The sequence below is a fragment of the Oleiphilus sp. HI0079 genome (genome assembly GCF_001635105.1).
Genome location: NZ_LWFT01000640.1, coordinates 1 through 6,489, shown reverse-complemented (window position 1 = coordinate 6,489; position 6,489 = coordinate 1). Strand labels below are relative to the sequence as shown.

The 6,489-nt window shown below is 47.9% G+C and carries 8 protein-coding genes; 5 read left to right on the top strand and 3 right to left on the bottom strand.

Annotated elements, in window-relative coordinates; translation table 11 throughout:
* Window positions 1-1,791: HD-GYP domain-containing protein (locus A3750_RS11620; RefSeq protein ID WP_156498528.1), on the top strand; the 1,791-nt coding region annotated here is incomplete at its 5' end.
* A gap of 13 nt (window positions 1,792-1,804) precedes the next feature.
* On the opposite strand, the gene smpB is transcribed toward A3750_RS11620, so the two are convergent.
* Entirely contained in the window at window positions 1,805-2,290 is a 486-nt protein-coding gene (gene smpB / locus A3750_RS11615; RefSeq protein ID WP_068458810.1) for an SsrA-binding protein SmpB, read from the bottom strand.
* 161 nt (window positions 2,291-2,451) lie between these two features.
* Here smpB and A3750_RS11610 point away from each other — a divergent pair, with 161 nt between their 5' ends.
* A complete protein-coding gene (locus A3750_RS11610; RefSeq protein ID WP_068458809.1) occupies window positions 2,452-2,901 on the top strand; it encodes a type II toxin-antitoxin system RatA family toxin in 450 nt (149 codons plus the stop codon).
* A complete protein-coding gene (locus A3750_RS11605; RefSeq protein WP_231871805.1) occupies window positions 2,891-3,184 on the top strand; it encodes an RnfH family protein in 294 nt (97 codons plus the stop codon). The genes A3750_RS11610 and A3750_RS11605 overlap by 11 nt, the downstream gene beginning before the upstream one ends.
* Window positions 3,185-3,201: 17 nt before the next feature.
* Here A3750_RS11605 and A3750_RS11600 read toward each other — a convergent pair whose 3' ends face one another.
* Window positions 3,202-3,564 (bottom strand): outer membrane protein assembly factor BamE, encoded by a 363-nt coding sequence (locus tag A3750_RS11600; RefSeq protein ID WP_197466586.1) that lies wholly within the window; start codon window positions 3,562-3,564, stop codon window positions 3,202-3,204.
* A gap of 142 nt (window positions 3,565-3,706) precedes the next feature.
* Here A3750_RS11600 and fur point away from each other — a divergent pair, with 142 nt between their 5' ends.
* Entirely contained in the window at window positions 3,707-4,111 is a 405-nt protein-coding gene (gene fur / locus A3750_RS11595) for a ferric iron uptake transcriptional regulator (protein ID WP_068458807.1), read from the top strand.
* Between the two features lie 38 nt (window positions 4,112-4,149).
* On the opposite strand, the gene recN is transcribed toward fur, so the two are convergent.
* The gene (recN, locus tag A3750_RS11590; protein ID WP_231871804.1) at window positions 4,150-5,928 is read right to left on the bottom strand and encodes a DNA repair protein RecN; all 1,779 of its coding nucleotides are present in this window, start codon (window positions 5,926-5,928) and stop codon (window positions 4,150-4,152) included.
* Window positions 5,929-6,033: 105 nt separating this feature from the next.
* On the opposite strand from recN, the gene grpE reads away from it, so the two are divergent.
* On the top strand, window positions 6,034-6,489 hold a 456-nt coding region (gene grpE, locus A3750_RS11585), incomplete at its 3' end, for a nucleotide exchange factor GrpE (RefSeq protein ID WP_231871803.1).

The window sequence follows — 6,489 nt, the reverse complement described above, 5'->3', positions numbered from 1 at the left end:
GGCGCGTTCGTACTTTTAACGTATACAAGTCGCGTTAGGGGAGCTGACGTTGCTGTAGGCGTTGATGTCAGCCTTTCTGGTCTTGAGGAGCTCCTTGAGAGCGAATTGGGTGGGTCGGGCAGTGATGCCTTTATATTCTCTACGGAGGGTGAGCTTGGTTTGACCTTCCGTTCGCCACCGGACGATGCAATGTATTCAATATCTGAGCAAAGTATCTCTCAGTTGATTCGTGAAGGTGGGCGTGCTCATGCCTTGGAGTTAGTGGAAGATGAGGGGAAGGAGTACTTTGTTTATCTTGCTCTTCTTGATTCTGCCTCTACTGTTGGAAGATATTTTGGGGTAGCTATTTACGAGCAACGTTTGATTAAACCCTACATGCAGCAGGTGTATATGGCGGTGGCCGTTTGTGCTGGCGCGCTTCTTTTGTTTCTGTGTCTTGCATGGCTTTTGGCTCGAAGGGTTGTTCGGAATGTGAATGCGCTGTCAGAGCAAACCGCCAAGGTAAGAGATCGAAAGTATGACGAGGTGAGGGCGGTGGAAAGTCGAATACGACAGTTTCATCATTTGTCCCAAAGTTTGGTCGCGATGTCTAAGTCGATTCAGGAATATGAGCGATCTCAAAAAGAGTTGATGGATGCGATTATCAAGTTAATTGCCGAGGCCATTGATGCCAAATCACATTATACCGCAGGCCATTGTGAGCGAGTTCCTGTGCTGGGCTTGATGCTCGCAAGGGAGGCCGATAAGGCCAAGTTTGGGAAGTTCAAAGCGTTTTCGTTTGAGACGCCAGAGCAGTGGCGTGAATTTGAAACAGCGGCTTGGTTGCACGATTGTGGGAAAATTTCGGTGCCCGAGCATATTGTTGATAAGGGGAGCAAGCTTGAGCTTATTTATAATCGTATTCACGAGGTTCGAATGCGGTTCGAGGTGCTTTGGCGAGACGCAGAAATTGAGATGCTGCAAAGCTTGCGGCAACAACCAGATCAAGAGAAAGCGCTTCAACAAAAACTACAAGAGGCTCAGTCTGCCTTGCAGGATGAGTTCGCGTTTGTCGCCGAATGCAATGTGGGCGGCGAATTTCTGTCCGATGAAAAGCTAGAGCGTTTACAGCAAATAGCGGAGAAAAGTTGGGTTCGAAATTTTAGCAATTTGCTCGGCTTATCTCCTGTTGAGGAGATGAGGCTTGAGGATAAGGGGTTGTTGAAGGACGAAATCCTTCCCCAGCGCGAGCCATTGTTGGCCGACAAGCCTGAACATATCATCGAGAGAGAGCGTCCCTTTGAGTTCGATGAGCACTTAGGGATCGATATGGATATCCCGGAACACTTATACAATCAAGGAGAGCTCTACAACCTTGGCGTGAAACGCGGTACGTTAACCGCTGAGGATCGATTTAAGATCAATGAGCATATGATTGGAACGATAAGGATGCTTGATCGTCTGCCATTTACAGACGACTTGTCCAACGTTCCGCACCTGGCTTCTACCCACCATGAGACCTTGCGGGGCGATGGTTACCCTAGGAAGTTGGGAGAGAATGATCTGGGTGTGCTAGATCGAATTTTGGCCGTTGCCGACATTTTTGAAGCATTGACGGCATCAGATCGGCCTTATAAAAAGGCAAAAACTCTAAGCGAATCGCTAAAGATTATGAGCTTTATGGTGAAAGATCGGCATATTGATGCCGAGGTGTTTCGCCTCTTTTTAGAATCGGATGTGTTTGGCGAGTACGCTCGTGCTTATCTAAAGCCGGAGCAGATAGACGAGGTCGATATTTCGTCCTATCTCTGAGGGAAGCTCTGGCTTAACTCTTCACGTGGTCTCTTACAACGCGCGCTTTTTGGCGGTTCCAGTCGCGATCTTTTTCGGTTGCCCGTTTATCGTACTCTTTCTTCCCTTTTACCAAAGCAATCTCGCATTTTACGCGGTTGCTCTTCCAATATAGCGAGAGTGCAACGCAGGTATGGCCAGCCTGATTCATCTTGCTGTTGATCTTGCCGATCTCTTTTTTGTTTAACAGCAGTTTTCTTTGGCGAGTAGGTTCTGCAATAACATGGGTAGACGCGGAGATCAGTGGCGTGATGTGAGCGTTAAGCAGCCATGCCTCACCGTCTCGCAAAAAGACATGCGAATCTGTAAGTTGCCCTTTTCCTTCCCGAAGGCTTTTTACTTCCCAACCGGTTAATACCAATCCCGCTTCGAACTTCTCTTCGATGTGGTAGTCATGATACGCGCGTTTGTTCTTTGCAATCGTGCTGCTGGATTGTTTTGGTTTTTTCTTGCCGGCCATTATTTTACTGCAGGTGTTGTTGAAAGCCCTCAAGTATATTACAAGAGACTACTTCGCTGCACGACTTCTGTGCGATTGTTGGTTCAGAGCTAGAGCCTGAGTAATGGAAGGGTTACAATGCGCTGAAATAGTTTCCATCCTTGAACCTACTAAGCTACATCATGTCTCTTCGAATTAATCGCTCTGCTTTGGTTATGTTTTCTGCTCAGCAAATGTATGAGCTGATAAACGATGTTCGTTCTTATCCGGAGTTTTTGCCATGGTGCGCAAGCGCATCGGTATTGGAAGATGATGGCATTAACATGCGCGCTAGTCTTGAAGTGAGTAAGGGTGGGATGCGTCAGTCCTTTACAACGCACAACAATTTGCAGGCGCATGAGAAAATTTCTATGACGCTTGTAGAGGGGCCCTTTCGTAAGTTGAAAGGCGATTGGAACTTTATCGCACTTCGAGAGGATGCATGTAAGGTTGAGTTGGATCTCGAGTTTGAGCTAAAGAAAGGTGTCGCAAAGTTGGCGTTTGGACCAGTGTTTAATCAGGCAGCAAACACCATGGTTGACGCTTTTTGTGAGCGCGCAAAAGTGGTTTATGGAGCAAGTCTTGGAAAATAAATTACGTGTTGAAGTCGCCTATGCAAGGCCGGATCTTCAAAAAATTGTAGAGCTTGAAGTGGATGAGGGCACCACTGTTTTTGATGCCGCGGCGCGCTCTGGATTGGAAAAATTTTTTCCGGAAATTTCTTACGAAGAGATCGACATGGGGATTTTTGGCAAGATGGTTAAAAAGCCCCAAGAAGAGCGCTTGCGTGATGGTGACCGAATTGAGCTATACCGACCGCTCATTATTGATCCGAAGCAGGCTCGGCTCAATCGCGCGAAAAAGCCAAAAGCGTAAGGTTTGTCTTAGCTTGCTTAATAAGCGGAATGCTCTTCGAGCGTGTCGCCTTCATAATGCGTAAACTGGCCATTTTGGTAGAAGATGTTCACAACTTGTTGTTGCAACTCTCCGTCAGCTGGTAAATAGGTGTAGATGTAGCTCTCGTAATCATCATCGAAAACGTTTTTTACAATTGGCGTTCCTAAGACAAAATGTACCTGTCGCTTAGTCATTCCTCGGCTTAATTGTTCAAGCATTTCTTGAGTGACAATATTGCCCTGCTGCACATTGATTTTATAAACGCCGGGAAAGGCACAGGCCGACATCATTGTACTTAAGGTGAGTAAAAAGAGGAGAGGGCGGAGTTTTCTGGCGCCGCGAGATAGCATGTTTTGCATCTAAAACTTAATTCCACTAATGTTGGCGCCACTTCTATGCCGCCAATGATATTATTGCTGTAGAGCTGCGCATCTTACCTGATTTCAAATGGTTGCGCCTAATCTTACTGAAACAAATATTACTGAAATAAAAGAGTGCGTTATGCCCGATAATTCTGATCTAAAAAAAGCTGGTTTAAAGGTGACGGTTCCGCGTCTAAAAGTGTTGGGGCTGCTCGAAGCGTCGGATGGTCAGCACATGAGCGCAGAGGATGTATACAAAGCACTGCTAGAGTCGGGAGATGACGTCGGTTTGGCGACGGTTTATCGTGTACTCACTCAATTTGAGGCTGCAGGTCTTGTTCAGCGCAATAATTTTGAGGGTGGCCATGCCGTATTCGAGCTGGCGAGCGAAGAGCATCACGATCATATGGTCGATACCGAAAGCGGAGAGGTGGTCGAGTTTTATGACGAGATTATCGAACGGCGTCAGCATGAAATAGCCGCAGAACACGGTTTTGAGCTCGTTGATCATAGCCTGACGCTATACGTTAAAAAGAAACGTTAAGATAGCAATGCTATCGCGAGCTGTTTTAGATCCGTTGCTTATGTGAGCTTTAACATCTCGCGCGCATGCGCTTTCGTTTGATCCGTTATATCAATCCCGCCAAGCATTCTGGCCACTTCTTCCGTGCGCTCCTCATCATTGAGAGGGTCGACCGATGAATGCATTGTGCCATCCATGATCGATTTGCTGATGCGCAGGTGATGCTCTCCCTGAGAGGCGACCTGTGCCTGGTGCGTAATGCACATGACTTGACCATTCTTGCCGAGCTCTTTTAATAGTCGTCCAACAACCTCGGCAGTGCTGCCTCCAATTCCGACATCGACTTCATCGAAAATCATGCTCGGAACGGCTGAACGTTGTGCCAACACCACTTGTATCGCCAAGCTTATTCTCGAAAGCTCACCGCCGGATGCGATTTTGCCCAATGCGCGTGGCGGCTGGCCGGGATTGGTGCTGATCAAAAACTCAATGTCATCAATGCCGTGGATATTCGCATTACGCTCTTCATGTTGATCGATTTGCGTAACAAAGCGGACGTTCTGCATTGACATCATTTGAAGCTGTTCTGCTACCGTTTCCTCAAGAGAGATGGCGTGCTTCATACGGCTGTCTCGCAGCGCGTTAGCACGCTCTAGGAAGTTGTCTTTGAGCTGCCCGACTTCTTGCTCTAGCGATGACAGGTTCTGGTCGCCGCCCGATAAAGCGTTGAGCTCTTCGGCGAGCTTACGGTGGACGTCGTTTAGGGTTTCGGGCTGGCAACGGTGTTTGCGGGCGAGTTGGTATGCGGTGCTTAAGCGCTCTTCGATAAACTCTAAGCGGGTTGGGTCTTGTTCAAAGTCATCAACATAGCTCCTGAGCGTGTTCGATGCTTCTTCAACCTGTATGGACGCTTCTTCAAAAAGAGCGAGCGCTTCGCTTAAGGTTGGATCTTCGCTTGGTAAGTGGCTAAGTGCATTTTTAGCCCTTTGGATAAGGGCGCCCGCTCCGTGCTCATCATCAGAGATGCTGCCGAGTGCTTCATGCGCGCTTTGAATGAGCGCTTCTGCATTGCCCAGCTTTGCTTGTTCTTGCTCCAGTTGCTCTATCTCGCCTTCTTGAAGCGAGAGTGTGTCCAACTCATCGACCTGAAAGTTTAGAACTTGCAGTCGAGCTTCCGTTTCTTCTCGATTATTGATGAGCATTTCAAAATGCTTGGCCTTTGCCTGCCATGCCTGAAAGTGCGCCATTACTTCTTTTGTAAGTGCGTCATGACCGGCATAGTCGTCTAAGAGGTTGCGATGTTTTTCTTTCACCAAGAGACTTTGATGTTCGTGTTGACTATGGATGTCTATCATCTGTTCGCCAAGCGCTTTTATATCACTTAGAGGGCTCGGTTGACCGTTAATATAGGCCTTTGAGCGGCCTTCCGCTGTAATAACGCGGCGTAAAATACATTCTTCATCGCTGTCTAGATCGTGTGCTTCAAGCCAGGCTTGCGCGCTTGGTATTTCTTTTACATCAAAACTTGCGCAAATTTCTGCTTTTTTTTCGCCGTGTCGAACCATGCCAGAATCAGCTCTATCGCCGAGCGCTAAGCCGAGTGCGCCGAGGAGTATCGATTTACCTGCACCAGTTTCTCCGGTTAGAACCGTCATGCCCGCGTTTAGGTCTATTTCTATTTCGCTAGCGATCGCGAAGTTTTTAATGCTGAGATGGTTGAGCATAAGTAGCGTCGTTTTTGAGTGAGTGACATAAGTATCGATTTGGAAGGAGTTTAAATGCCGATGCGCTCGGTGGTAAAGCGTCATTGAGTGAACACGCAAAAAAATTAGCCACATTGAGAGTAAGGCCTTGAAAAAAAATACTGCGCCCCCACTTCGTCCTCCAGCATGCTGGATTATCCCAGCCAGACAATGACTTGTAATGTATTTGAGGAAACGCACGTGAGTGTTGAAGAAAACAACCCAGAGAACCAGCAAGAAGAGTTGGTAGCCGAAAACGAGGCTTTACAAGCTGCTGATGCAGAGACTGAAGATCGCGCGCCTGTTGAAGAGGTCCAATCTGAGGATGAAGACTGGAAGGCGAAAGCCGAGGTGTTGGCGAATGAGTTGGCTTCCCTGAAGGATGCAACGGTTCGCGCGCAGGCGGAGGCTCAAAATGTTCGTCGCAGAGCAGAGCAGGACGTAGAGAAGGCCCACAAGTTTGCGTTGGAAAAATTCGCAAAGGAGTTGCTGCCGGTCATTGATGGCTTGGAAAAAACCATCGAGGCGGAACAGGCAGCTGGCAACGAATCGACTCCTCTTTACGAGGGCGTCGAAATGACATTGTCGATGATGTTGGGTGCAGTGGGCAAGTTTGGTTTGGAGCAGGTGGACGCTGTGGGCTCGGCATTTGATCCT

Excerpts from the sequence above, each read along its gene's own strand:
- smpB (WP_068458810.1), bottom strand. The coding sequence starts at position 2,290 with ATGGCCGGCAAGAAAAAACCAAAACAATCCAGCAGCACGATTGCAAAG.
- A3750_RS11610 (WP_068458809.1), top strand. The coding sequence starts at position 2,452 with ATGTCTCTTCGAATTAATCGCTCTGCTTTGGTTATGTTTTCTGCTCAG.
- A3750_RS11600 (WP_197466586.1), bottom strand. The coding sequence starts at position 3,564 with ATGCAAAACATGCTATCTCGCGGCGCCAGAAAACTCCGCCCTCTCCTC.
- fur (WP_068458807.1), top strand. The coding sequence starts at position 3,707 with ATGCCCGATAATTCTGATCTAAAAAAAGCTGGTTTAAAGGTGACGGTT.
- recN (WP_231871804.1), bottom strand. The coding sequence starts at position 5,928 with ATGTGGCTAATTTTTTTGCGTGTTCACTCAATGACGCTTTACCACCGA.